The following is a 22,811-nucleotide window of genomic DNA, read 5'->3' as shown; positions in this document are numbered from 1 at the left end:
CCGCACCTGACGACAGGTGCGGGGCCGGGGCTCAGGTGCGTACGCGGTCTGCCGATGTTCTCAGCAGCACCGGGCCGTTCGGCCTGGCACCACGCACCGAACGTCCCGAACCACAGGAAAGGCTGCGCCTCCCCCATGGCACTCCCCGCGCTCAGCGTCAGCAAGAAGCTCGCCGCCCTCGCCGGCGCCGGCCTCCTCTCCACGGTGGCCGTCGGCTCCGTCGCCATCAGCGGCGCCAACGGCATCCGCAGCGAGCAGGACAAGCTCAACGACGTGCGCGACGTGCGCGCGCTGGTCCTGCGCCTCGACACCCGCGCCAGCGAGCTCAAGGTCGACGCCTACAAGGCGCTGCTCGCCCCCAAGCCGGACGCGCTGCTCGCCGACCTGGCCGACGACCAGGCCAAGGCGCAGGGCTTCCTCGACGCGATCCACGAGGACCAGCTGACGCAGGACACCAAGGACGAGATCGCGGGCCTGCGCACCGCCTACGCCGCCTACTTCGGCGAGATCAAGACCGTCATCGACGCCGCGACGGCCAACCAGCCGGTCGAGCGGGCGAAGTACGAGGACGTCCAGAAGGCCAACGACGCCACCGACGACGCGGTCGCCGCGGCCGACGACGCCCTGACCGTGGACGTGAAGAAGTACACCGCCAGCAGCGCCCGCAAGGTCACCGAGGTGCGCAGCCTGACCCTCCTGACTTGCCTGCTCGCGCTGCTCGTGCTCGGCGGCATCGCCTGGCGCGTGTCGCGCGGCATCGTCCGTCCGCTGCGCAAGGCCGGCGACGCGCTCGACGCCCTCGCGCACGGCGACCTCACCTACGCCGTCGACATCACCGGCCGCGACGAGATCGGCCGCATGGGCGAGTCGCTGCGGGGCGCGCAGCAGGGCATCCGCACGCTGGTCGACGCCGTGAGCGGCTCGGCCGGCAGCCTGTCGACCGCCGCCGAGCAGCTGACCGGCGTCGCCGCCGAGATCTCGGGCACCGCCGAGTCGGCGTCCGCGCAGGCCGACGCGGTGGCCGAGGCCGCCGGCTCGGTCTCGCACGCGGTCGACACCGTCGCCGCGGGCTCCGAGGAGATGGGCGCATCGATCGCCGAGATCGCGCACAACACCAGCGAGGCTGCGCGCGTCGCCTCGCAGGCGGTCGGCGTGGCCGAGGCCGCCAACGCCACGGTCACCTCGCTCGGCGACTCCTCGCGGGAGATCGGCGACGTCGTCAAGGTCATCACCAGCATCGCCGAGCAGACCAACCTGCTCGCGCTCAACGCGACCATCGAGGCCGCTCGCGCCGGCGAGGCCGGCAAGGGCTTCGCGGTCGTCGCCAACGAGGTCAAGGACCTGGCCCAGGAGACCTCGCGGGCGACCGACGACATCGTGCGCCGCGTCGAGGCGATCCAGAACGACACCTCCAGCGCCGTCGAGGCCATCGGCGAGATCGCCGCGATCATCGCCCGCATCAACGACTTCCAGATGACGATCGCCTCGGCGGTCGAGGAGCAGACGGCGACGACCGGCGAGATGGGCCGCAACGTCACCGAGGCGGCGCAGGCCACCAGCCGCATCGCCGCCGGCATCGACGGCGTGGCCGGCAGCGCCCGGGCCACCGCCCACACGGTGACCGAGGCGCAGCAGTCGGCCTCGGAGCTGGCCCGCATGTCGGGCGAGCTGCAGTCGCTGGTCGGCCGCTTCACCGTCTGAGCCGGCCGCGGGCTCGCGAGAGCCCGAGAAGTCCCGGCTCGTCCGGGACGTCCCAGGGGAGCGTCGCCGTCGGTGACGCTCCCCTACGGCGTGTGAGGGCAAACCGCTCCGTCGGGGGAGTGCGCCGACGGGGGCGCTGGGAGACCCTTGGGGGGTGTACTCCCTCGTCAGCTCCCCGGTCCTCGGCTTCGACCTCGTGCGCCGCCCGGGCGGCAGCGACACCGCCGCCGTGGTAGCCGCCGCCCTTGACCTGACCGCGGCCGACCTGCCCGCGCTGGCAGCCGCCGCGCCCGCCGACCGCGACCGCGCCGACGCGTGGGCCGGCGTCGCGCGGGCGACCCGCGACTCGGTCGACCTGCGCACCCTCGCCTCGCGCACCCGGGGCACCACCGGCCCGGCGACCCTCGCGGCGCTGCGCGGGCTCGAGACGACCCAGGTGGGCGGGCTCGAGGACCTGCTGCGCTGCGTGCGCCACGACGTCTTCGACTGGACCTGGCGCACCGGCAACGGGCTCGCGGTGCAGGACGACGCCAGCACGCGCGCGGTCGCCGCCGTGTGCGACGCGGTCGCCGCGTCCTACGCGGGCTCGGCCCTCTCCACGGCCGACCGCGGTGTGCTGCTCGAGGCCTGGCGCCGCGCCGCCGCGCACCGCTCGCTGCCTCGCGACCTCGGCCCCGGCAGCGCCTCGGTGCACCGGCTGCTGTTCCGGGTGCGTACGTGCCTGCCGGCCGACCGCGACGCCGTGCGCGCCGCCGCGGACCAGTACCGCCGCACCTCAGGCGCCTCGACCGGCACCTCGAGCTGGGCGCTCGCCGTGCACAACGCCTCGTGGGCCGCCCACCTCTCCGACCGGACGCGCGTGGCCGCCCAGGCCCAGATGCTCGCCGTGATGACGACCCAGGCCGCCGGCTTCGGCACAAGCGACTGCGCCGGCGGCGTCTGGAACCTGGTCTCCGGGGCCGTGCACGCGCTGGTCGTCGCCGACCTGCTGGCCGACGCCGACGTCGATGCGCTCGTCGAGCCGCTCGCGGGGGTGCTCGGCCCGCTGCGCTGACCCTCGCGCCCCACCGACACCGCTGGGCACAAAGCCTCAAGCGGTCGGGGGGTCCGTCGATAAGTCTCCTCGACGGGGCGCTGTGCTCCGGACCACACGAGGGACGGGGGGCGGCGCATGGCGGACATCCGCGTGCTGGTCGTCGACGACTCGGCGGTGGTGCGGCGCATCGTCGCGCAGGTCCTCGACGCCGAGCCCGACATCACCGTCGTGGGCACGGCCGAGAACGGCCGCGTGGCGCTCCAGAAGCTCGCCGCACTCTCGCCCGACGCCGTGACGCTCGACATCGAGATGCCTGAGCTCGACGGCCTGGGCACGCTCAAGGAGCTGCGCAAGACGCACGCCCGCGTCCCGGTGATCATGTTCAGCACGCTCACCGAGCGCGGCGCGGCCAAGACGCTCGAGGCACTGTCCCTGGGCGCCAGCGACTACGTCACCAAGCCGTCCAACACGACGGCGCTCACCGACTCGGTGCGCAGCGTGCGCGAGCAGCTGGTGCCGAAGCTGCGCTCGCTGACCGGGCGCGACGTGCCGGCCGGGCGGCCGCGTACGCCGCTGCGCCCGACGACGTCCCTGCCGACCCGCCCGACCGCCCCGCTGCGGCCGGTCGCCAGCACGGCGACGGCGGTGGTCGGCCCCCGGGCCGGCGCGGTGCGCGGACCCGTGCAGCGGCCCGAGGTGCTGGCGATCGGCAGCTCGACCGGAGGTCCCGAGGCACTGGCGCGTGTGCTCACCGGGCTTCCCGGCACGCTGCGCGTGCCGGTCGTGATCGTCCAGCACATGCCACCCATCTTCACCCGGCTGCTCGCAGAGCGGCTCTCGCGCGCCAGCGCGCTCGACGTCCGCGAGGCGGCCGAGGGTGACCAGCTCAAGCCGGGGACGGTGCTCATCGCGCCCGGTGACTTCCACCTCGAACTGGTACGCCGTGGTGCCGCCGTGACGGCGCACCTCACCAGCGGCCCGGCCGAGAACTTCTGCCGCCCAGCGGTCGATGTGCTCTTCCGCAGCGTGGCCAGCGTCTACGGCGGCGCGAGCCTCGCCGTCGTGCTGACCGGCATGGGGTCCGACGGCCGGCGCGGGGCAGAGCTGCTCCGCGCAAAGGGCGCCCGGATCCTCGCCCAGGACGAGGCGACCTCGGTCGTCTGGGGCATGCCCGGTGCAGTGGCGCACGCCGGCCTCGCCGATGCGCTCCTCCCGATCGACGCCGTTGCAGGCGCGATCGTCGACTCGGTGGGCCACCAGGCCCACGCAATACCTCTGGGGGCCCGACCATGACCACAGCACCGGCGCCGACTCGGCCGTCGGCAGCCGCGAGACCCGCATCGACCCTGCCACCGGCCGCTTTCGACTGGGTCCGCGACCTCGTCTACCGCGAGGCCGCCATCGTGCTCGAGCCCGGCAAGGAGTACCTCGTCGAGGCACGCCTGCTGCCGCTCTCGCGCCAGGCGGGCAAGGACAGCGTCGGCGCCTACGTGGAGTCGCTGCGTACCAGCCGTGACAGCCGCGAGGCGGCCCGCGTCGTCGACGCGCTGACCACGAACGAGACGTCGTGGTTCCGCGACGGCTCGCCGTTCCGCGCGCTGTCCGACGTGCTCGTGCCCGAGATCCTGGCCAGCGGCCGGGCCGACCGGACGCTGCGCATCTGGTCGGCGGCCTGCTCGAGCGGGCAGGAGCCCTACACCGTGGCTATGTCGCTCACCGACAAGGTCAAGGCGGCGGGCTGGCGGCTCGACATCTTCGCGACCGACATCTCCGAGGAGATGCTGACCCGTGCGCGGGCCGGCAGGTACTCGCAGCTCGAGGTCAACCGTGGACTCCCCGCGCCGCTGCTCGTGAAGCACTTCTCACGACGCGGCACGGAGTGGGAGGCAGCCCCCGAGCTGCGCTCCTCGATCCGCTTCCAGCGGATGAACCTGGCAGCACCGTTCCCCCCCATGCAGCCGTTCGACATCGTCCTGCTGCGCAACGTGCTCATCTACTTCGACACGGCCACCAAGCGCTCGATCCTGAGCCGTGTCGCAGGAGTCATGCGCCCCGAGTCTCATCTCTTGCTCGGTGGTGCCGAAACAACACTTGGCGTGGACGAGCGTTGGGATCGCGTCCTCGTCGCCGGAGCGCCGGTCCACAAGCCGGCCGCACAACTCGGAAGGAGAGGGGCCTGACATGCGCGCCCTCGTCATCGACGACTCGCGAGCGATGCGGACCATCCTCGGTCGCATCCTCGCCGCGCAGGGCTTCACCGTCTCCGACGCCGGCAACGGCCAGGAGGCGCTGGACGTCCTCGCGACCCTGCAGGCGGAGGACGACCTCCCCGCGCTGGCCCTCGTGGACTGGAACATGCCCGTCATGGACGGGCTCACCTTCATCAAGGAGGCGCGTTCCCGCAGCGAGCTGTCCAACCTCACGCTCATGATGGTCACCACCGAGAGCGAGCACGCCCAGATCGTGCGCGCCCTCGCCGCCGGTGCCCACGAGTACGTCATCAAGCCCTTCACTGCCGACGCCATCGCCGACAAGCTGGCGCTGCTCGGCCTGAACCCGACGGCGGTGTCCGCATGACCATCGCACTCCTCGGCAGCGAGGACATCCTCGCCATCGCCGGCGACCTCTGGGCGTCCTACCTCGGCGACGAGCCCCTGCCCTCCGTGGCCGGGCTCGTCGTGCCCGAGGTCAGCGCGACCGTCTCGGTCGTCGGCGAGTGGAACGGCCTCGTGGTCGTCGGCACCAGCGTGCGCGGCGCCCGCCTGGTCGGCTCGGTCCTGCTCGAGATCGACGAGGCCGACCTCAGCGACGGTGACGTCAACGACGCCTTCGGCGAGCTCGTCAACATCATCGGCGGCAACGTGAAGAGCGTGCTGCCCGGTCCTAGCTCGCTCTCGCTGCCCCTGGTCTCCGCCGGTGCGGTGACGGTCAGCGAGCGCGGCGCCGCGATCGTCGCCGAGGCCGCCCTCGAGTGGCAGGGCGAGCAGTTCGAGATCACCGTGTGGTCGTCCATCGAGACCAAGGGAGCCTGACCGTGAAGATCCTCATCGCCGACGACAGCAAGGTCATGCGCCAGATCGTCACGCGTACCCTGCGCCAGGCCGGGTATGACGGCCACGACATCGTCGAGGCCGTCGACGGCAAGGACGCGTTCGAGAAGGTCGTTGCCGAGGCGCCCGACCTCGTGCTCAGCGACTGGAACATGCCCAACATGACCGGTATCGAGCTCCTCGACGCGCTGCGCGGCGCCGGCAACGCCGTGCGCTTCGGCTTCGTCACCTCCGAGGGCTCGCCCGAGATGCGCGGCCGCGCCGAGGCGTCGGGGGCCCTGTTCCTGATCGCCAAGCCGTTCACGCCCGAGGCGTTCCGCGACGCCCTCGACGCCGTGCTGGTCTGATCCTCCCCCTCCCTGAAGGACACTGCGATGGTCGTCAAGTTCGTGCCGCACGAGAAGGCCATCCGGGACGCGCTCTCGGGCCTGCTGTTCCGTGACGTCGAGATCGCGCAGGGCGAGCCGGTCGTGCACTCCGCGACCGAGCTCGCCACCACGGCGGTCTACGTCGACGACCGCACCGCCACGGCGGCCGTGGTCATCGCCGACCTGCCGATGTCGGCCTACGCGGGCGCGGCGATCGGCCTGATCCCCAAGGGCGGGGCCGAGGCCGCGATCGAGGACCGGGAGCTCTCGCCCTCGGTCAAGGAGAACTTCGACGAGGTCCTCAACGTGCTGGCCTCGCTCTTCAACGCCGAGGGCGAGCCGCACGTGCGTCTCTACCAGACCTTCGGGCTCAAGGAGCTCCCGCCGAACGACCTCATCGCGATCTCGCGCACGCTCGGCCGGCGCAGCGACCTCAAGGTGACGGTCGCCGGCTACGGCGCCGGTCGCCTCTCGGTCGTCCTCGCCTGACGCCAGGGCCCCGGTCGCGGGGCGCCTGACCCTTGGCACGATGTGACTCCTTGCCAATCCCATGGGCAAGGAGTCACATCGTGCCAAACGTGCTGGGGGCAGGGCTGGGCCCCGTCAGGCGGAGCCGCGGCGTACGAGCTCGGTCGGCAGGATGCGCGAGGCCACCGGCTCGCCGGCGATCAGCTGGAGCAGCACGTCGACCATCTCGGTGGCGACCCGCTCGAGCGGCTGGCGCACCGTCGTGAGGGCCGGCTGCGTCGACTCGGCCAGCCGCGAGTCGTCGAAGCCGCCCACCGCGACCTCGTCGGGCACGGAGCGCCCCGCGCGGCGCAGCGCCTGCAGCGCCCCGGCCGCCAGCAGGTCGGAGGCCACGAACACCGCGTCGAGGTCGGGGCTGCGCGCGAGCAGGTCGGTCATCGCCGCGTCGCCCGCCTCGATGCTGAAGTCGGTGGCCGAGGCGATCCGGCGCTTGAGCGCCCGGCGCCCGAGCACGTCGCGGTAGCCCTCGAGCCGCTCGCGCCCGCCCGGCGTGTCGAGCGGCCCGGTGATCGTCGCGACGCGCGTGCGCCCCTGCTCGAGCAGGTAGCGCGTCATCTGGCGCGCCCCCTCGCGGTCGTCGGCCGCGACGTAGGGCAGCCCGCCCTCGTGCCCGAGCGGCTTGCCGCAGGCCACCGCCGCCACGCCGCCCCGGTCGAGCTGCTCGAGGAACGGGTCGCCGGCATGGGTCGAGATGAGCAGCACCCCGTCGACGTGGCCGCTGCGCACGTAGCGCATGACCCGTTCGTGCGCCTCGGCGCTCTCGGCCAGCATGAGCACGAGGCTGTAGTCGCGTTCGGCCAGCGCACGGGTGCAGGTGCGCAGCAGCACGCTGAAGTTGGGGTCCTCGAACAGCCGCTCCTGCGGCTCGGGCAGGACGAAGGCGACCGCGCTCGCGCGCCCGGTCACCAGCGTGCGGGCGCTCTGGTTGACGACGTAGCCGGTCTCCCGCATCGCGCGGGTCACAGCGGTCAGCGAGGCCGGGCTGACGTAGTGCCCGCCGTTGAGCACTCGGGAGACGGTCCCGCGGGAGACGCCTGCGGCCAGGGCGACGTCGTCGATGGTGGGTGCGCGGCGCTGCGCCCGACGCGCCGCGGTGCGGGACTTGGGGTGGGCGCCTTCAGACGTGGGCACAGCCGCACCGTCCCCCGCCACCTGCACCTCCCGTGGAGCCGGTCGACCGGCACCGTGCGACGACCGCGGCGATGGTATCGCCCCGGCGTCGTCGGCCCCCCGGCCTCTGCTCACGCCAGCCGCAGCCCGCTGAGCCGCTCGCAGGTCTCGACGACCCGCTCCTGCAGCGCCTCGTCGTCGACCGCGTCGTTGAGCCGCACGACGGCGCGGTCCTGGAAGAGCCGGCCGGTGGTGAGTGCCTCGGGGTCGTCGGAGACCGCCAGCCAGGCGGGCGTGTCGGCCCCCTGCTCGACGCTGAGCGGCGCGACGTCGCCGCTCATCTTCGTGCGCACCCAGCCCGGGTGCACGGCGTTGACGAGCGCGCCCGGTACGCGGCGGGCCAGCGCGAACGTCAGTGCGGTCCCGGCCAGCTTGCTGCTGGAGTACGCGGTGGCCGAGGTCCAGCCCCGCTCCAGCTGCAGGTCGTCGAGGTCGACCGACGCGCCGCGGATCGAGTCGCTGCTGACGTAGACCCACCGCGCGGGGACGCCGGCGACCGCGCTGAGGACGTAGGGAGCGAGCACGTGCACGGCGAAGGTGCGCTCGACGCCGTCGACCGTCGTCTCGCGGACGTCGTGCGGGCTGGCCCAGCCGGCGTTGTGCACGACGGCATCGAGGGCCGCCTCGCGCACGCTGCGTCCGAGCGCCGCCGTCGACTCCAGCGACATCAGGTCGCCGACGAGCGCGTCCGGCACCCCGGCCTCCCGGGCCCGCTCCGCGCTGCGGGCGTGCCGCAGCACCGTGTGCCCCTCCGCCTCGAGCCGGGTCGAGACGGCGGCACCGATGCCGTCGGTCGAGCCGGTGACCAGGACCCTGCTCACGACCCTGCTCCGATCTCGAGCGGCAGTCCGTCGGGTGCCACGACCACAGTCGTACCACTGCTGTCCACTCGTCGGGCGCCGAGCTCCGTGAGGACCTCGAGCTGGCGCTCCGGGAGTTCGTCGATGACGCCGCCCTGGATGCCGAGCAGGGCCGGGTCCGGCCGGGCGGGCGGCGGAGCGGTGGGCACGTCGAAGCTGAAGACCTCCAGCACGGTGGGGCCCGCCTGCAGGTAGGTCATGAGGAAGCCGCGCTCGTCGCCCTCGTGGCGGATGCGGCCGATCTCCTGCCAGCCGAGCCCGTCGCAGTAGAACCGCAGGGCCTGGTCGAGGTCGGGCACCGTGACGGCCACGTGGTCGACCCGCGCCGGCGCACCGGACGACGGCTCCGCGGCCCGCTCGGCGGCGGCGAGCTCCGGCGACGCGACGGACTGGTAGGTGAGGGAGCCCTGCACGAACTCGAGCCGCGCGCCGTCGGGGTCGAGGAAGAAGGCGATGCGTACGTCGCCCAGCACGTCGGCGGGCGGTGACAGCACGGTGGTGCCGCGGGCCGCGAGGGCGGAGATGCGGTCATCCACGTCAGGCACCTTGAGGCCCACGTGGCGGATGCCGCCCTGGAGGTCGTCGTTGCGCCAGCCGCCGAGCGAGCCGCCGCTGACGTGGACCAGCTCGAGGGTCGTGGCGCCGTCTGTGACGGCACGCGTCCCCGGCGACGGGCGCGCGACCTCGGAGAACCCCAGTGCCTGTGTGTAGAAGTCGAGCGAACGGTCGAGGTCGGCGCAGCCGAGCCGAACCGTACGCAGCGGCTGGGCGGGGGGTCGTACGAGAGAGGGCACGGGGCAGCTCCAGAGCGGAGACGTGTGGGAACGCTCCCGAGAATGGCACACGCTGCTTGACAACGGGAGAGGGCACGCGTCGCGGACGGAACGCGACGGCTGACCGGGAGCGGTCACAGATAGGTCACGGCCAGCATCGACCTCTTGACAACCCCTGGCGTCGCGACGGAGTGTGTGACCGCTCCCAGCACACTCGACATCGCGGTCCAGGAGGCTCGTCCATGGTTTCATCCCCGTTCGGCCCACGCGCAGGTGCAGCGCTCGACGCTCCGGTCCTCGGGCGGCGCGGGTTCCTCAAGGGACTGGCCGGAGCCGGGGCAGCCGCCTCCGCCTCGGCGCTGCTCGCGGCGTGCGGCGGCAGCTCGGGCGGTGGCAGTGCGTCCTCCACCGCCGCGGCTGCAGGCAGCGCGGGCGACGCCGACGCCGCGGCCACGCTGACCTTCTGGACGTGGACGACCAACATCGAGAAGGTCGTCGACATCTGGAACAAGAAGAACCCGACCCAGCAGGTCAAGGTCAGCCGCCAGGCGCAGGGCGAGGAGCTCCTCACCAAGATCATCACCGCGTCACGGGCAGGCAACGCCCCCGACCTCATCCACGCGGAGTACCAAGCGCTGCCGGTGCTCGTGACCAACGGCGTCGCGGCCGACCTCAGCTCGCTCGCCGGCCAGGTCAAGAGCGCGTTCCCCGACGGCACGTGGGCCCTCACGTCGTTCGGCGGCAAGGCCTACGGCATCCCGCAGGACGTCGGCCCGATGATGCTCTACTACCGCGAGGACCTCTTCCAGGAGATGGGCCTGACCGTCCCGACCACCTGGGACGAGTTCGCCAGCGTCGCGGAGCAGGTGCGCGCCAAGGACCCCAAGCGCTACCTCGCCACGTTCTCCTCAGGCGACCCGGGCTGGTTCGCGGGACTCGCGGAGCAGGCGGGCGCCAGCTGGTGGACCAACGACGGCGGCACCTGGAAGGTGTCGATCAACGACGAGCCCACCAAGAAGGTGGCGAAGTTCTGGGGCGACCTCGTCAACAAGGGCGTCCTGTCCGGCAAGCCGATGTACACCCCCGAGTGGAACAAGGCCATGAGCGACGGCACGCTGCTGGCGTGGCCGAGCGCGGTGTGGGGCGCCGGCGTCCTCGAGGGCGTCGCGCCCAGCACCAAGGGCAAGTGGAAGATGACGGCGCTGCCGCAGTGGGACGCGGGGGCGAAGGTCACCGGCTTCTGGGGCGGGTCGGCGACGGCCATCTGGGCCAAGTCGAAGCAGAAGCCGCAGGCGGAGAAGTTCGTCAAGTGGCTCAACACCGACCCCGAGGCGCTGCAGGCCTTCGTCGAGTTCGGCGGCATCTACCCGGCGGCCTCGGCCGGCCAGAGCGTGCCGGCCCTGGAGAAGGCACCCGCGATGATGCCGAACCAGCCGAGCTTCTACGCCGACGCCAAGGCGATCGCCGCCACCGCCAAGGGCTTCACGTGGGCGCCCAACGTCAACGTGACCTACAGCTCCTACAGCGACATCTTCGCCAAGGCGATCCAGTCGAAGTCCGACTTCGCCGCGGCGTGCGACTCCCTGCAGGCGGCCGCCGTGGCCGACCTCGAGAAGCAGGGCTTCAAGGTCGCCGGGGCCTAGGGCATGAGCCTGAAGGAGAGCACGGTCGCGGCCGTCTCGACTCCCAGGCAGGGCCGACGACGGGTGCGGGCGCGGAGCACGCCGCTGGTGTTCCTCGCGCCCGCCCTGGCGCTGTTCGCCGTCTTCCTGGTCGTCCCCATCTGCTACACCCTCTGGCTGAGCCTGCGGGCCTCGCGCGTCGACTCGACGGGCTTCGGGGTGCGTACCGAGAAGTTCGTCGGCTTCGACAACTACGTCTCGGCCGTCAGCGACTCGGCCTACTTGCACTCGGTGCTCCGTCTGCTCGGCTACGGCTTCCTCGTCGTGCCGATCATGCTGGGCTTCGCGCTGCTGTTCGCCCTGCTGCTCGACTCACCGGTGATCCGGTTCGGCAGGTTCAGCCGCATCGCGATCTTCCTGCCCTACGCGGTGCCCGGCGTCATCGCCACCCTGCTGTGGGGCTTCATCTACCTGCCCGGCGTCAGCCCGATCCGCGAGGCGGCGGACACCCTCGGGCTGCCCGTGCCGAGCTTCCTCGGGCCGCACTCAGTCCTCTACTCCGTCGTCAACATCGCGGTCTGGGGTGGCATCGGCTTCAACATGATCATCATCTACACCTCGTTGCGCGGCCTGCCGGCCGAGCTGCAGGAGGCGGCCCGCATCGATGGCTGCAACGAGCTGCAGATCGCCTGGCGCATCAAGGTCCCGCTCGTGCTGCCTGCCGTCATCATGACCGCGATCTTCTCGTTGATCTCGACGCTGCAGGTCTTCAACGAGCCGCAGACGCTCGTGCCGCTGACGTCCGCCATCTCCAGCACCTGGGTGCCCCTCATGACCATCTACCGCGACGCCTTCGTCAACAACGACGTCTACACGGCAGCCGCGGCCTCGGTGGTCCTCGCCGCGGCGACGCTCGTGCTCTCGCTCGCCGTGCTCGGCACGCTGCAGCGGCGCGCGTTCGGGGAGGACCGATGAGCACCACCCTCACGAAGCCGGCGCGCCGGCAGGAGGCGTCACCGCGTACGCACTCCGGCCTCCGCCCGCGCGCCAAGGTCGTGCCGACCGCCGTCCTGCTCCTCGGCGCGCTCTACTGCCTGCTTCCCGTGCTGTGGGTGCTGGTGGCGTCGACGAAGAACCCCGACGAGTTCTTCACGACCTTCTCCTTCAGGCCCAGCTTCCACGGCGGGTTCACCTACAACCTGCGCCACCTGCTCGACTTCAACGACGGGCAGTTCTACAAGTGGGCGCTCAACAGCTTGCTCTACGCAGGGGTCGGCTCGGTCGTCTCCGTGCTGGTGTCGACGCTGGCCGGCTACGCGCTGGCGAAGTTCCGGTTCTTCGGCCGGGAGACGATCTTCCGGTGCATCCTCGCCGGGGTGCTGGTGCCGCAGGTCGCGCTGGCGATCCCGCAGTACCTCCTGATGTCGAAGATCGGGCTCGTCAACACCTACTGGGCGGTCCTGCTGCCCAGCATCATCAGCCCCTACGGCATCTACCTCGCCCGCATCTACGCCGCGGCGGTCATCCCCGACGACATGCTCGAGGCCGGCCGCATCGACGGGGCGGGGGAGTACCGCCTCGCCTGGTCGGTGGGCATGCCTCCGATGCTGCCCGGCATGGTGACGCTGCTGCTGCTGCAGTTCGTCGCCATCTGGAACAACTTCCTGCTGCCCTTCATCATGATCTCGAACGACGACCGCTTCCCGCTGACCGTCGGGCTCTACTCGATGCTCAACCAGGGCGCCAGCCAGCCGGCGCTCTACAGCTTGACCGTCATGGGCGCGCTGCTCTCCATCATCCCGCTCATCGCGCTGTTCCTGTTCCTGCAGAAGTACTGGCGCCTGGACCTCGTCTCCGGCGGCGTCAAGGGCTGAGCCCCTGCGCACCCGCCACCGACCCGCTCCCACCCTCGAGGAGACCGACCCGGCATGACCTCCCGCCAGTTCCCGCACGGATTCGTCTGGGGCGCGGCCACCGCGTCCTACCAGGTGGAAGGCGCCGTCACCGAAGACGGCCGCGGCCCCTCCATCTGGGACACCTTCTGCGCCACACCCGGCGCCATCGCCAACGGCGACACCGGTGAGGTGGCCTGCGACCAGTACCACCGCTACCCCGAGGACATCGCCCTCATGGCCGGGCTCGGCCTGGGCGCCTACCGCTTCTCGGTGGCCTGGCCCCGCATCCAGGCGACAGGCACCGGCCCGGCCAACCCCAAGGGCCTCGACCACTACAGCCGGCTCGTCGACGCGCTGCTCGCCGAGGGCATCACGCCCTGGGTGACGCTCTACCACTGGGACCTCCCGCAGGCGCTCCAGGACGTCGGCGGCTGGGCGGCGCGCGACACCGCGTACCGCTTCGCCGAGTACGCGGCGCTCGTCGAGAGCGCCCTCGGCGACCGGGTGTCGCACTGGACCACGCTCAACGAGCCGAAGGTCGCCAGCCACGCAGGCTACGGCTCCGGCATCCACGCGCCCGGCATCGACGACCTCGGGCAGCGCATGCGCGCCACGCACCACCTGCTGCTCGCGCACGGCCTCGGCATGGAGGTGCTGCGCGCAGCGCCCGGCCGCGACCACACGGCCGGCATCACCCTCGACCTCTCGCCGGTCGTGCCGGTGACCGACGCCCCCGCGGATGTCGCCGCCGCCCGGCGGCTCGACGGCGACTCGCACCGGCTGTTCCTCGACCCCGTGCTCTACGGCCGCTACCCGGCCGACGTGGTCGACGACCTGGGCGGCCCGGCGGCGTTCGACTTCGTGCAGGACGGCGACCTGGAGCTCGCCGGCGCGCCCGTCGACTTCCTCGGCGTCAACTACTACCGGCGCATCTTCGTCCGGCACTCGCCGGGCGAGGGACGACTGGAGGCGGCCACCGTGCTGCCCGACGGCGTACCGGTCACCGCGGTCGACTGGCCGGTGGAGCCCGACGGCCTGCGCGAGCTGCTCGTCGGCCTGGCCAAGGACCACCCGAGCCTGCCACCCGTCTTCATCACCGAGAACGGTGCCGCCTTCGACGACGAGGTGTCGCCCGACGGCGCGGTCCACGACCAGCAGCGGCTCGACTACCTGCGCGGCCACCTCGCCGCGCTGCACCAGGCCGTGGAGGAGGGCGTCGACGTCCGCGGCTACTTCGTGTGGACGCTGCTCGACAACTTCGAGTGGGCCGAGGGGTTCGCCAAGCGGTTCGGCATCGTGCGCGTCGACTACGACACCCTGCGGCGCACTCCCAAGGACAGCGCGGCCTTCTTCGGTTCCGTGGCCCGGGCCAACGCCGTGGAGGAGGCGTGACCGGCTGGCCGACGAAGCTGCCCGCGATGGGGTTCGGCGGCGACTACAACCCCGAGCAGTGGCCCGAGAGCGTGTGGCAGGACGACCTGCTGCTCATGAAGGAGGCCGGCGTCTCGGTCGTCACGCTGGGCGTGTTCTCGTGGGCCCTGCTGCAGCCGGCCGAGGGCGTCTTCGACTTCGGGCAGACCGACCGGATCCTCGACCTGGTGGCGTCGGCCGGGCTGCGGGTCGTGCTGGCCACTCCGACCGCCGCGCCGCCCGCGTGGCTCGCCACCGCGTACCCGCAGAGCCGGCCGGTCACCGCGACCGGCCAGGTCCTCGGCATCGGCGCGCGCGAGGCGTTCTGCCCCAGCTCGCCGGACTACCGGCGACTGGCGCGCGAGGTCGCCGGCGCGCTGGCCCGGCGCTACCGCGACTACGAGCCGCTGGCGCTCTGGCACGTCAACAACGAGCTCGGCGCGCACGTCGGCCCGTGCTACTGCCCGGCCAGCGTCGCCGCGTTCCGCAGCTGGCTGGCCGACCGCTACGGCGACCTCGACGGGCTCAACGAGGCCTGGCAGACGGCGGTGTGGGGGCAGCGCTACCACGACTGGGCGGAGGTCACGGCGCCCGTGCCGGCGCCCATGCCCGTCAACCCGGCGCAGCAGCTGGACTTCCGGCGCTTCTCCTCGCAGGAGTACCTCGCCTGCTACCTCAACGAGCGCGAGGAGCTGCTGTCGGTCACGCCCGAGGTGCCGGTCACCACCAACCTGATGGCCAACAACTGCATCCACACCGACTACTGGCCGTGGAGCCCGCACCTCGACGTCGTCGCCAACGACCACTACCTGATCGCCGAGCACCCGCGCAGCCAGGTGGACCTGTCCATGTCGGCCGGCATCACCCGGTCGCTGGGAGGCGGTCGGCCGTGGCTGCTCATGGAGCACTCCACCTCGTCGGTCAACTGGCAGGACCGCAACCTCGCCAAGGCCCCCGGTGAGCTGCGGCGCAACAGCCTGGCGCACGTGGCCCACGGCGCCGACGGCGTGCTCTTCTTCCAGTGGCGGGCTTCACGGGCGGGGGCGGAGAAGTTCCACTCGGCGATGCTGCCGCACTCCGGGACGCGGTCGCGCGTGTGGGCGGAGCTGACCCGGCTGAGCTCCGACCTGCAGTCGCTGGTCGAGGTGGCCGGCAGCGGGGTGGTGCCGGACGTCGCGGTCGTGTGGGACTGGGAGAACTGGTGGGCCGGCGAGTTCGAGTTCAAGCCCTCGATCGACGTCGACCACGTCGAGCGTGTGCGCGAGCTGTTCACCGCGGTCTGGGACCACCACCTCACCGCCGACTTCGTCGCACCCGAGGGCGACTGGTCGCGCTACCCCGTGGTGGTCGCGCCGAGCCTCTACCTGCTCAGCGACCGCGGCCGTGACGTCGCCCGCGACTACGTGAGCGGTGGCGGCACGCTGCTCGTCTGGTTCTTCTCCGGGATGGTCGACGAGCTCGACATCGTGCCGGAGGGGCCTTACCCCGGTCAGCTGCGCGACGTGCTCGGCGTCTGGGTCGACGAGTTCCACCCGCTGGCGCACGGTGCGCAGGTCTCGCTCGACGACGGCACCACCGCCGCCGTGTGGTCCGAGGCGGTGCACACCTCGGGTGCGGAGGCGGTCGTACGCTTCATCGACGGTCCCGACGCCGGTGCACCGGCGCTCACCTGCCACACCTACGGCGCTGGTACGGCGTGGTACCTCTCCTGCTACCCGGATGCCGCAGGTCTCCACGACGTCGTCGGGCGAGTCCTCGAGCAGGCGGGCGTGACCACGCCAGACCTCCCGGTCGACCTCGAGCGGGTCGTGCGGCGCGACGACCGCCACGACTACGTCTTCCTGATCAACCACGCGGGTTCGCCCGCGACCGTGCCCGACCACGGTGTCGACCTGCTCACGGGCGCCGAGCACGGCGCTCCGTTCGAGCTGCCCGCCGGCGAGGTCGCCGTCCTCCGGCGCCCGCGACCATGAGCGTGACGCAGCTGCGGCGGCCGCCCGCGCGGGACGCGCTCCCGCACGAGCGCCGCGCCCATCTGCTGCAGGTCCTGGCCGAGCGCGGCGCGCTCAGCGTCGGCGACGTCCAAGACCTGACCGGCGTCTCCTACCCGACAGCGGCGCGCGACCTGCAGGTGCTCTGCACGCAGCACGGCGCCGTGCGGGTGCACGGCGGGGCGCTCAGCCCCACTCGTACCCCGTCCCCCTCGGCCGACGGGCGCGACCTGCGCCCGCTGGCCCTCGAGCACCTGCGCCTGGCGGGCGACTGCCTGCGCAGGGGTGAGACGGCGGGCGCGCAGCTCCACACGCGCATCGCCGAGACCTACGCCCATCTCTGCACCGACTGACCCCCCACCGCTTCAGAGAGGAAGCACCCATGACCCTGTCCCGAACGGCGCGACGGCTGCTGACGGCCGTCCCGCTCGCCGCGCTGGTGCTCGGCACCGTCGCGGCGCCCGCGCAGGCGCGCAACCACGAGACCGGAGCGCTGAGCATCCGCGGCGCGGACCTCTCGTTCCTGCCCCAGCTCGAGGAGGCCGGCGTCACGTTCCGCGACGTCAACGGCAAGGCCAAGCCGGCCGAGCGCATCCTCGAGAAGCACGGCGCCGACTACATGCGCATCCGCGTGTGGGTGGACCCGCCGGCGGGCTACACCGACGAGACCCGGGCGCTGGCCCTGGCCAAGCGGGCCAAGAAGGCCGGCATGAAGATCCTGCTCGACCCGCACTACTCCGACTTCTGGGCCGACCCGAGCAAGCAGCCGATCCCGGCGGGCTGGCCCACCGCGCTGCCGGCGCTGAAGGACACGGTGCGCGCCTACACCCGCTCTCTGGTGCAGGACTTCGCCAACCAGCACACGCCGGTCGACATGATCCAGGTCGGCAACGAGATCACCGGCGGCATGCTGTGGCCCACGGGTCAGCTCTACCCGCCCGGGGGCGGTGACCACTGGGCCGCGTTCACCGACCTGCTGAAGGCGGGTGTCACCGGCGCGAAGGAGGGCAACCCGCGCCACCACGAGATGAAGGTGATGATCCACATCGACCGTGGCGGTGATCTGGGCGGTACGCAGTGGTTCTTCGACCACGTCACGGCCGCGAAGGTGCCGTTCGACGTCATCGGCCAGTCGTACTACCCGATCTGGCACGGCTCGCTCGCGCAGCTGCAGGCGAACCTGGACGACTCGGTGGCGCGCTACCACAAGCCGGTCGTCGTGGTGGAGACGGCGTACCCCTGGACCTACGCCGACGGTGACGGCAAGGGCAACATCGTCGGGCCGGGCACCGTGCTGCCCGACGGCGACCAGTACCCCGCGACCGAGCTCGGCCAGGCCGGCTTCTTCGAGGCGCTGCGCCGGGTGCTGCTTCAGGTGCCGGACGGGATGGGCCTCGGCTTCTTCGACTGGGAGCCCGAGTGGGTGCCCGGCGTGGGCTGGCAGCCCGGGGCGGAGGCCTCGAACGACAACATGACGCAGTTCGACTTCACCGGCCACGCCCTGCCCTCGGTCTACGCCTACCGCAAGCCCGACGCGTCGTAGCCCGCTCCGCCCCCTCCACGCCCCCCACCCGTGATGATCATGGGGAAGTCAGCACGACACGCGCGTGTCGCTGCTGACTTCCTCATGGTCATCGCGCGTCTGCGGGAGGCGGGGCGGCCCGGCCGGTCAGCTGGGCGGTGAGGGCGGCGACGGCGTCCTCGGGGGCCTGGGCCGCGACGCGGTTGGCCTCCTGGAGCTCCTTGTAGACCTCCTCGCGGTGGACCTGCACGCTGCGCGGGGCGTCGATCCCGATGCGGACGAGGTCGCCACGGACCTCGAGCACGGTGATGGTCACGTCGTGACCGATGACGACGCTCTCGCCGGCGCGGCGGCTCAGGACGAGCACGGGCCCTCCTCGGTGGTCGCGGGCAGGTGGTGCCCGTCGGGTCCCGAGTCTAGGGAACGGTGCCTCAGGACTGCAGCGGCGCGCGGAGCGGGAGGTCGGATCCGGCCAGCACGACCTGGGCGGCGGCGTGCGTGCGCGAGTTGACGACCACCGGCGCCATCAGGTTGGCGGTGGCGTCGGCGAGCCCGGTCTGGCAGGTCACCAGCAGCAGGACCAGCGCCTCGGAGGCGTCACGCAGGTCGAGCTCGTCGACCGCGTCGTCGGGGATCTCGGGGGAGTAGTCGGGGAAGAACGTCGCCGGCGGCACCGCGAGGAAGCGCAGCCCGGCGTCCTCGGCCGAGCGCAGCGAGAAGACCGTGCCCGCGTCGTCGAGGCGCACGAGCAGGAACTCGCGCGCGTCGGGGAAGCCGGGCAGGCCCGTCTCGAAGCGCAGGACCGGCTCGGTGCTCGCCTCGAGCGTGGGAACGGAGGTCATGGGGACATCGTGCCGCGTGGACAGGGCGCTCGTCACCTGCGACTCACCGGAGGAAGTTGTTGAGGGAGAGCTGCAGCACCTTGCTGGCGGTGCTGAGCGCGGCCTGGTAGGACACCTGCTGCATGCTCAGGTTGATCGTCTCGGCGGGGATGTCCACGCCCTCGATCTCGCCCTGCGCCTTGCTGCTGGCGTCGATGCGCGCCTTGGCCGTCGTCTGCAGCGCCTCGACCCGGTTGGTGCGGGCGCCGACGTCGGACTGCGCCTGGCGCACCCCGTTGATGACCTTGTCGAGCCGGGCGAGGTCGGCGTCGAGCGAGGTGGGGTCGCTCTTGAGGTGCGTGCTGATGTCGTCGATGACCTTGAACAGCTGGTCGGGCCCGCTGCCGAAGGTCGTCTCGCCGGGCGTGTCGACCCGCACGGAGTCGCCCTTGCCGACGGTGCGGTTGACCGAGCCGGTGTCACCGACGTAGGCGCCGGTGGTCGGGTCGAAGGCGATCGTGCCCGTGGTCGTGCCGCCGAACACCGGCCGGCCGAGGTAGGTCGCGTTGGCGCTGTCGATGAGCCCGTTGCGCAGCTGGTCGACCTGGGCGGCGAGCGCGTTGCGGGCCGTCGCGTCCGAGTTGCCGGTCGACCGACCCTGCAGCGCGAGGTTCTTGACCGTGTTGAGCTGGTCGTCGACGTCCTGCAGCGCGCTGTCCGTGCGGGCCAGCCACGCGCCGCCGTCGTCGCCGTTGGCGGAGTACTGCTTGTTCTTGGCGATGTCCGCCCGGAACGTCATCGAGTTGACGGTGCCGGTCGGGTTGTCGGACGGCTTCGAGATCGTCGTGCCGCTCGAGAGCCGCGCCTGGCTCTGGCTGTAGCGCTCGAGGTTGCCCTGGATGCCACGCAGCGAGGACGCTGCGAGCGAGGTGTAGGTCACCCTGCTGATGCCGGTCATCGTCAGCCTCTCACCATGTTGATGATCGTCTCGATCGAGCTGTCGAGCGTGCTCAGGATCTTGGCCGCCGACTCGTAGGCGCGCTGGAAGCCCAGCAGGTTCGTGAGCTCCTCGTCGGTGTCGACGCCCGAGGTGCTCCCCACCGCCTCGTCGGCCTTGGTCGCCACGTCCTTGCGCGTCGTCAGCCGGGTCTGCGCCGTCTGCGACTCGACCCCGAGGTTCCCGATCAGCGACTTGTACGACGCCATCGGGCCGTCGGCCGCGTCGCTCGCGTTGGCGATCAGCGACATGACCGAGCCGTCCTTGTTGCCGCCCGGCGTGGCGCTGGCCGCGATCTTGGCCGGGTCGGTGATGCGCACGGTGATGTTGGCGGCGGTGACCGGGGTGGTGGTCGTGCCGTCGGCAGGGCCGAAGAAGTCGCGTCCCTCGCCGCCCGTCGCGGGGTCGCCCGTCGGGTCGGTGTCGTAGCCGGTGCGGTGGATCGCGTTGACCGTCGAGGCGAGGCTCGCTGCCACGGAGTCCAGCGAGGACTTGTAGGACGGGATGGTCTTGTTCATGCCGGTCAACAGACCGCCGACCGTGCCGGTGGTGACCGAGAGCGACGTGCCGTCCATGCCCCAGGTGACGCGCGGCGGGTCCGGCGGCAGCTGGTTGGGGTTGGTGTTCCCCTTCACCGAGAGCGCGGACGCGCTGACGCCCGAGACGAGCGGGGAGCCGCCGACGAGCACGTCGACGACGCCGTCCTCCCCGGGGCGCCCCACGGCGCCGATCGAGTCGCTGAGCTTGAGCACCAGCTGGTCGCGACGGTCGGCGAGCTCGTTGGCCGGCACGCCGGCCTGGGTGTTGCGCTTGATCGCCAGGTTCAGGTCGGCGATGGTCTGCGTGGTCGTGTTGATCTCGGCGACGCTGTTGTCGAGCGTGGTGCGCATCGTCGACCACTGCTGGTCGAGGTTGGTCGAGGCGTCGTGCAGCTTGTCGGTGACGCCCTGCGCCGCCTGCAGCAGCGTCGCGCGCGGGCCCGACGCGGAGGGGTCGGCCGACTCGCCGACGGCGGCGAAGGCGTTGTAGAGGTCCTGCATGGACTCCTGGATGCCGTTCTCCGACGGCTCGGCGAAGGTCCCCTCGATGTCCTTGAGGGTCGCCGCGTGGGTGTCGGCCGCGGAGTAGTTGCCGTGCTCGACCTGCTGGCGGGCGACCTGGAAGCCGTCGGTGATGCGCTCCACGCCGGTGACGGCGACGCCGTCGCCGGCGCCCTCGTAGCGCGAGTAGACCGCCGGCTGCACGCCGGCGCCCTGCGACTGCATGGTCACGCGCTGGCGGCTGTAGCCAGGGGTGTTGGCGTTGGCGACGTTCTGGCCGGTGACCTCGAGGGCACGGCGCTGCGCCACGAGTCCGGTGTAGGCGGTGTTGATGCCGCCGAAGGTGCTGCCCATCGTGCCCTCCTCCCTCGTCCTAGACGGCTTCGTTGAAGAGCCGGCTGTAGCGGCCCACGGTCACCGGCGCACCGGCTGCGGTGTAGGTCTCGGCGTTGTCACCGAGCGACAGGAGCGCCTCGCGGGTGGCGCGGAAGCCGGTCGCGAGCAGCTCGCGGTTCGACTCGGCCATCGCCTGGATCTCGGCGGTCGCGGTGAGGAACGCCTGGCGGTGCTCCAGCAGCAGCGAGCGCCACGGCTCCTCGGAGGCCTCGGCCAGCTCGCGCAGGCTCGGGCCGGCGGGCAGGCCCAGCTCGGCAGCCGCGGCGTCGACCTGGACGGCGCGCAGCAGTTCGGCCCGGCGGACCTCTTCGAGGACCATCTCGACCTCCTTGGTCGCGCGGGCGAGCCAGCGCGAGCGCGCGGAGGCGAGCACGAGCTGCTCCTCCTCGAGCTTGAACAGCAGCAGCTCGAGCAGCTCACGCTCGCGCCACAGGGTGCTGGACACCGCGGCAAGGCTCATCTGGTCACTCCTCGACCGCACGGGCGGCCCGTCGAGCTCGTCGGTCTGCGACCCTTCATGCACGGTGCATCGGCGGGGCGGCGACCGACCTGAGGGCTCGGGCCGAGGTATCTGACGGCCTAGCCCGGGGCAGCACCCGCATGGCCCACCTGTGGTCACCCGTTCGTGGCTCCAGCGCCCGGGATTGACCCGACCGGGTTGGGTTGGCTGCGGATCCCTCAAGAGGTCTCGGGGGTCGACCCGAACCACCGGCCATGACCGCACTGACGCAGCCTCGATCCTCCACCCGCCGCGAGGACGAGCTCTGCCGGGAGAACCTGCCGCTCGTGGGCTACCTCGTCAACGAGCTCATCGGCCGGCTCCCCGCACACGTGAGCCGCGACGAGCTCACCTCGGCCGGCCTCGCCGCCCTGGCGCAGGCCGCCCGCTCCTACGACGACTCGCGCGGCGTGCCGTTCGGCCGCTTCGCCAGCACCCGCATCCGCGGCGCGCTGATCGACGAGCTGCGCAGCTACGACTGGGCGAGCCGCTCGGTGCGGTCCCGGGCCCGCAAGCGCGACGTCGCCGAGGAGCAGCTCACCGCGCTGCTCGGCCGCACGCCGACGCTGCAGGAGGTCGCCGACCACCTGGGCGTGGCGCCCGAGGAGATCGGCGCGGTCGAGGAGGACGTGCAGCGCGCGGTCGTGCTGAGCCTCCAGGGCTTCTCCGACTCCGGCAGCCTCGACGAGGTCGTCGCCGTGCACGAGCCGGCCCCCGACGAGGTCGTGCTGCACCGCGAGAAGGTCGGCTACCTCTACGACGCCGTCGAGGTGCTCCCCGACCGGCTCAAGACGGTCGTCCTGCGCTACTTCTTCGAGGAGCGCCCCATGCTCGAGATCGCCACCGAGCTCGGCGTCAGCGAGTCGCGCGTCTCCCAGATGCGCGCCGAGGCGCTCGCCCTGCTCAAGGACGGCCTCAACGCCCAGCTCGAGCCCTCGCTCGTGACCCAGCACGAGCGCCCGAACGGCTGCGCCGCGCGCCGCCGCGAGGCGTACTTCGCCGAGGTCGCCGCCCGCGGCGACTACCGCACCCGCCTCTCGGCGCAGGTGCCCTCCTACGCGAGCACCGCGTACGCACGGGTGGCGTCCGCCTGACCCCACCCCTCCTGCTCCCGACCCGGAGCGTCCCGACC

The 22,811-nt window shown here is 72.0% G+C and carries 24 protein-coding genes; 16 read left to right on the top strand and 8 right to left on the bottom strand.

From position 1 onward, the window contains the following. Positions 1-135 precede the first annotated feature (135 nt). From CLV35_RS19865 to CLV35_RS02945, 8 genes are all read left to right on the top strand, one after another. Positions 136-1,701 (top strand): methyl-accepting chemotaxis protein, encoded by a 1,566-nt coding sequence (locus CLV35_RS19865; RefSeq protein WP_231121413.1) that lies wholly within the window; start codon positions 136-138, stop codon positions 1,699-1,701. Between the two features lie 154 nt (positions 1,702-1,855). Continuing rightward, the gene (locus tag CLV35_RS02975) at positions 1,856-2,755 is read left to right on the top strand and encodes a hypothetical protein (RefSeq protein WP_121191913.1); all 900 of its coding nucleotides are present in this window, start codon (positions 1,856-1,858) and stop codon (positions 2,753-2,755) included. A 117-nt stretch (positions 2,756-2,872) separates the two neighbouring features. Beyond that, positions 2,873-4,030 (top strand): protein-glutamate methylesterase/protein-glutamine glutaminase, encoded by a 1,158-nt coding sequence (locus CLV35_RS02970; RefSeq protein ID WP_121191912.1) that lies wholly within the window; start codon positions 2,873-2,875, stop codon positions 4,028-4,030. Beyond that, positions 4,027-4,917, top strand: coding sequence for a CheR family methyltransferase (locus tag CLV35_RS02965; RefSeq protein ID WP_121191911.1), 891 nt, complete (start codon positions 4,027-4,029; stop codon positions 4,915-4,917). Before CLV35_RS02970 ends, CLV35_RS02965 begins: the two co-directional genes overlap by 4 nt. A 1-nt stretch (position 4,918) precedes the next feature. Next, positions 4,919-5,314 carry a response regulator gene (locus tag CLV35_RS02960; protein WP_121191910.1) on the top strand — a complete coding sequence of 132 codons (396 nt, stop codon included), beginning with the start codon at positions 4,919-4,921 and terminating at the stop codon, positions 5,312-5,314. Beyond that, positions 5,311-5,769 carry a chemotaxis protein CheX gene (locus CLV35_RS02955; RefSeq protein WP_121191909.1) on the top strand — a complete coding sequence of 153 codons (459 nt, stop codon included), beginning with the start codon at positions 5,311-5,313 and terminating at the stop codon, positions 5,767-5,769. Before CLV35_RS02960 ends, CLV35_RS02955 begins: the two co-directional genes overlap by 4 nt. Positions 5,770-5,771: 2 nt before the next feature. Beyond that, a complete protein-coding gene (locus CLV35_RS02950) occupies positions 5,772-6,134 on the top strand; it encodes a response regulator (protein ID WP_121191908.1) in 363 nt (120 codons plus the stop codon). A 27-nt stretch (positions 6,135-6,161) separates the two neighbouring features. Next, the gene (locus CLV35_RS02945) at positions 6,162-6,644 is read left to right on the top strand and encodes a hypothetical protein (protein WP_121191907.1); all 483 of its coding nucleotides are present in this window, start codon (positions 6,162-6,164) and stop codon (positions 6,642-6,644) included. A 114-nt stretch (positions 6,645-6,758) separates the two neighbouring features. On the opposite strand, the gene CLV35_RS02940 is transcribed toward CLV35_RS02945, so the two are convergent. The 3 genes from CLV35_RS02940 to CLV35_RS02930 form a co-directional block, all read right to left on the bottom strand. Beyond that, positions 6,759-7,814: a LacI family DNA-binding transcriptional regulator gene (locus CLV35_RS02940; protein WP_121191906.1), complete on the bottom strand. Its 1,056-nt coding sequence runs from the start codon at positions 7,812-7,814 to the stop codon at positions 6,759-6,761. A gap of 110 nt (positions 7,815-7,924) precedes the next feature. After that, positions 7,925-8,674, bottom strand: coding sequence for an SDR family NAD(P)-dependent oxidoreductase (locus CLV35_RS02935; protein ID WP_183061635.1), 750 nt, complete (start codon positions 8,672-8,674; stop codon positions 7,925-7,927). Continuing rightward, positions 8,671-9,507, bottom strand: coding sequence for a VOC family protein (locus tag CLV35_RS02930; protein WP_183061633.1), 837 nt, complete (start codon positions 9,505-9,507; stop codon positions 8,671-8,673). The genes CLV35_RS02935 and CLV35_RS02930 overlap by 4 nt, the downstream gene beginning before the upstream one ends. 221 nt (positions 9,508-9,728) lie before the next feature. On the opposite strand from CLV35_RS02930, the gene CLV35_RS02925 reads away from it, so the two are divergent. From CLV35_RS02925 to CLV35_RS02895, 7 genes are read left to right on the top strand one after another with little or no spacing between them, the layout of a single operon-like run. After that, positions 9,729-11,129 (top strand): ABC transporter substrate-binding protein, encoded by a 1,401-nt coding sequence (locus tag CLV35_RS02925; protein WP_121191903.1) that lies wholly within the window; start codon positions 9,729-9,731, stop codon positions 11,127-11,129. A 3-nt stretch (positions 11,130-11,132) separates the two neighbouring features. Beyond that, complete coding sequence (locus CLV35_RS02920) at positions 11,133-12,083, top strand: carbohydrate ABC transporter permease (protein WP_121191902.1); 951 nt, start codon at positions 11,133-11,135, stop codon at positions 12,081-12,083. Then, the gene (locus CLV35_RS02915) at positions 12,080-12,982 is read left to right on the top strand and encodes a carbohydrate ABC transporter permease (RefSeq protein ID WP_121191901.1); all 903 of its coding nucleotides are present in this window, start codon (positions 12,080-12,082) and stop codon (positions 12,980-12,982) included. The genes CLV35_RS02920 and CLV35_RS02915 overlap by 4 nt, the downstream gene beginning before the upstream one ends. A 54-nt stretch (positions 12,983-13,036) precedes the next feature. Then, complete coding sequence (locus CLV35_RS02910; protein WP_121191900.1) at positions 13,037-14,395, top strand: GH1 family beta-glucosidase; 1,359 nt, start codon at positions 13,037-13,039, stop codon at positions 14,393-14,395. Next, positions 14,392-16,386 (top strand): beta-galactosidase, encoded by a 1,995-nt coding sequence (locus tag CLV35_RS02905; RefSeq protein ID WP_231121411.1) that lies wholly within the window; start codon positions 14,392-14,394, stop codon positions 16,384-16,386. Before CLV35_RS02910 ends, CLV35_RS02905 begins: the two co-directional genes overlap by 4 nt. 2 nt (positions 16,387-16,388) lie before the next feature. Further along, the gene (locus CLV35_RS02900; protein ID WP_183061631.1) at positions 16,389-16,757 is read left to right on the top strand and encodes a DeoR family transcriptional regulator; all 369 of its coding nucleotides are present in this window, start codon (positions 16,389-16,391) and stop codon (positions 16,755-16,757) included. Between the two features lie 29 nt (positions 16,758-16,786). After that, a complete protein-coding gene (locus CLV35_RS02895; RefSeq protein WP_121191898.1) occupies positions 16,787-17,947 on the top strand; it encodes a glycoside hydrolase family 53 protein in 1,161 nt (386 codons plus the stop codon). Positions 17,948-18,035: 88 nt separating this feature from the next. Here the strand turns inward: CLV35_RS02895 and csrA are convergent, their stop codons facing one another. The 5 genes from csrA to flgN all read right to left on the bottom strand — a co-directional run bounded on the left by csrA (position 18,036) and on the right by flgN (position 21,640). Beyond that, a complete protein-coding gene (csrA, locus tag CLV35_RS20725; protein WP_121191897.1) occupies positions 18,036-18,293 on the bottom strand; it encodes a carbon storage regulator CsrA in 258 nt (85 codons plus the stop codon). A gap of 64 nt (positions 18,294-18,357) precedes the next feature. After that, positions 18,358-18,768, bottom strand: coding sequence for a flagellar assembly protein FliW (gene fliW / locus CLV35_RS02885; RefSeq protein WP_121191896.1), 411 nt, complete (start codon positions 18,766-18,768; stop codon positions 18,358-18,360). 43 nt (positions 18,769-18,811) lie between these two features. Further along, complete coding sequence (gene flgL / locus CLV35_RS02880) at positions 18,812-19,705, bottom strand: flagellar hook-associated protein FlgL (RefSeq protein WP_121191895.1); 894 nt, start codon at positions 19,703-19,705, stop codon at positions 18,812-18,814. A gap of 2 nt (positions 19,706-19,707) precedes the next feature. Beyond that, positions 19,708-21,138 (bottom strand): flagellar hook-associated protein FlgK, encoded by a 1,431-nt coding sequence (flgK, locus tag CLV35_RS02875; protein ID WP_121191894.1) that lies wholly within the window; start codon positions 21,136-21,138, stop codon positions 19,708-19,710. Between the two features lie 19 nt (positions 21,139-21,157). Further along, positions 21,158-21,640 carry a flagellar export chaperone FlgN gene (gene flgN, locus CLV35_RS02870; protein ID WP_121191893.1) on the bottom strand — a complete coding sequence of 161 codons (483 nt, stop codon included), beginning with the start codon at positions 21,638-21,640 and terminating at the stop codon, positions 21,158-21,160. 254 nt (positions 21,641-21,894) lie between these two features. Between flgN and CLV35_RS02865 the strand changes: the two genes are divergently transcribed. Further along, positions 21,895-22,773, top strand: a complete 879-nt coding sequence (locus CLV35_RS02865; protein WP_121191892.1) for a sigma-70 family RNA polymerase sigma factor — start codon at positions 21,895-21,897, stop codon at positions 22,771-22,773. Positions 22,774-22,811 lie beyond the last annotated feature (38 nt).

This window comes from Motilibacter peucedani (genome assembly GCF_003634695.1).
GTDB lineage: Bacteria > Actinomycetota > Actinomycetes > Motilibacterales > Motilibacteraceae > Motilibacter > Motilibacter peucedani.
This window is presented reverse-complemented; position numbering and strand designations above follow the sequence as displayed.

Bases quoted from the DNA above. Each gene is read 5' to 3' on its own strand.
- CLV35_RS19865 (WP_231121413.1), top strand. From the start codon at position 136: ATGGCACTCCCCGCGCTCAGCGTCAGCAAGAAGCTCGCCGCCCTCGCC.
- CLV35_RS02970 (WP_121191912.1), top strand. From the start codon at position 2,873: ATGGCGGACATCCGCGTGCTGGTCGTCGACGACTCGGCGGTGGTGCGG.
- CLV35_RS02965 (WP_121191911.1), top strand. From the start codon at position 4,027: ATGACCACAGCACCGGCGCCGACTCGGCCGTCGGCAGCCGCGAGACCC.
- CLV35_RS02960 (WP_121191910.1), top strand. From the start codon at position 4,919: ATGCGCGCCCTCGTCATCGACGACTCGCGAGCGATGCGGACCATCCTC.
- CLV35_RS02955 (WP_121191909.1), top strand. From the start codon at position 5,311: ATGACCATCGCACTCCTCGGCAGCGAGGACATCCTCGCCATCGCCGGC.
- CLV35_RS02945 (WP_121191907.1), top strand. From the start codon at position 6,162: ATGGTCGTCAAGTTCGTGCCGCACGAGAAGGCCATCCGGGACGCGCTC.
- CLV35_RS02925 (WP_121191903.1), top strand. From the start codon at position 9,729: ATGGTTTCATCCCCGTTCGGCCCACGCGCAGGTGCAGCGCTCGACGCT.
- CLV35_RS02920 (WP_121191902.1), top strand. From the start codon at position 11,133: ATGAGCCTGAAGGAGAGCACGGTCGCGGCCGTCTCGACTCCCAGGCAG.
- CLV35_RS02915 (WP_121191901.1), top strand. From the start codon at position 12,080: ATGAGCACCACCCTCACGAAGCCGGCGCGCCGGCAGGAGGCGTCACCG.
- CLV35_RS02910 (WP_121191900.1), top strand. From the start codon at position 13,037: ATGACCTCCCGCCAGTTCCCGCACGGATTCGTCTGGGGCGCGGCCACC.
- CLV35_RS02895 (WP_121191898.1), top strand. From the start codon at position 16,787: ATGACCCTGTCCCGAACGGCGCGACGGCTGCTGACGGCCGTCCCGCTC.
- fliW (WP_121191896.1), bottom strand. From the start codon at position 18,768: ATGACCTCCGTTCCCACGCTCGAGGCGAGCACCGAGCCGGTCCTGCGC.
- flgL (WP_121191895.1), bottom strand. From the start codon at position 19,705: ATGACCGGCATCAGCAGGGTGACCTACACCTCGCTCGCAGCGTCCTCG.
- flgK (WP_121191894.1), bottom strand. From the start codon at position 21,138: ATGGGCAGCACCTTCGGCGGCATCAACACCGCCTACACCGGACTCGTG.
- flgN (WP_121191893.1), bottom strand. From the start codon at position 21,640: ATGAGCCTTGCCGCGGTGTCCAGCACCCTGTGGCGCGAGCGTGAGCTG.
- CLV35_RS02865 (WP_121191892.1), top strand. From the start codon at position 21,895: ATGACCGCACTGACGCAGCCTCGATCCTCCACCCGCCGCGAGGACGAG.